Source organism: Mesorhizobium sp. M4A.F.Ca.ET.050.02.1.1 (genome assembly GCF_003997725.1).
Lineage (GTDB): Bacteria > Pseudomonadota > Alphaproteobacteria > Rhizobiales > Rhizobiaceae > Mesorhizobium.
Genome location: NZ_RZSG01001196.1, coordinates 1 through 1,196 on the forward strand (window position 1 = coordinate 1; position 1,196 = coordinate 1,196).

Sequence of the window (1,196 nt, forward strand, 5' to 3'; positions counted from 1 at the left end):
AGGGCGGTGCTGCATTCGCTGAACACGAGGCTCGACGCCGCCGTCATTGCATTCCAACTCGACCACGCCGAGACCAAGGTCCTGATCGTCGATCGCGAATTCTCCGGCGTGGTCAGCCAGGCGTTGGCATTGGCCAAGGCCAAGCCATTGGTCATCGATTATGACGATCCCGATTACGCCGCCGACGCGCCCTATCCGAAGGGCGAGCGGATCGGCACGCTCGACTATGAGGAGTTCGTCGCGGGCGGCGATGAGGCTTTCGCCTGGTCGATGCCGGATGACGAGTGGGACGCCATCTCGCTCAACTACACATCGGGCACCACGGGCAATCCCAAAGGCGTCGTCTACCACCATCGCGGCGCAGCGCTGATGGCCTACACCAACACCATCCATGCCGGCATGGCCAAGCACGCGGTCTATCTGTGGACGCTGCCGATGTTCCACTGCAACGGCTGGTGTTTCCCGTGGACGCTGGCCGTTCAGGCCGGCACCCATGTCTGCCTGCGCTGGGTGCGGCCGAAGCCGATCTACGACGCCATTGCCGATCACGGCGTCACCCATCTGTGCGGCGCGCCGATCGTGATGTCGGTGCTGATCAACGCCAGGGAGGAGGACAAGCGGCAGTTTCCGCAAACCGTCACCTTCAACACGGCGGCCGCGCCGCCGCCGGAGGCCGTGCTGTCAGGCATGGCCGATGCCGGCTTCGCCGTCACCCATCTCTACGGCCTGACCGAGACCTACGGGCCGGCTGTCGTCAACGAATGGCACAATGAGTGGGACGAGCTGGAGAAGGGACCGCGCACGGCGAAGAAGGCGCGCCAGGGCGTGCGCTATGCTTCGCTCGAAGGCCTGACGGTGATGGATCCCCAGACGATGACGGAAACCCCGGCCGACGGCGAGACCATCGGCGAGGTCATGTTCCGCGGCAACATCGTCATGAAGGGCTATCTGAAGAACATGAAGGCGACTGACGAGGCCTTCGCCGGCGGCTGGTTCCACTCAGGCGATCTCGGCGTCATGCATCCGGACGGCTACATCCAGCTCAAGGATCGCTCCAAGGACATCATCATTTCCGGCGGCGAGAACATCTCCTCGATCGAGGTCGAGGACGCGCTCTACAAACATGCCGCCGTCGCCTCCTGCGGCGTCGTTGCGAAGTCCGATGACAAATGGGGCGAGGTGCCGGTCGCCTATGT

The 1,196-nt window shown here is 63.8% G+C and carries 1 protein-coding gene; it reads left to right on the forward strand.

From position 1 onward, the window contains the following. On the forward strand, positions 1-1,196 hold a 1,196-nt coding region (locus EOA33_RS36250; protein WP_127407761.1), incomplete at both ends, for an AMP-binding protein.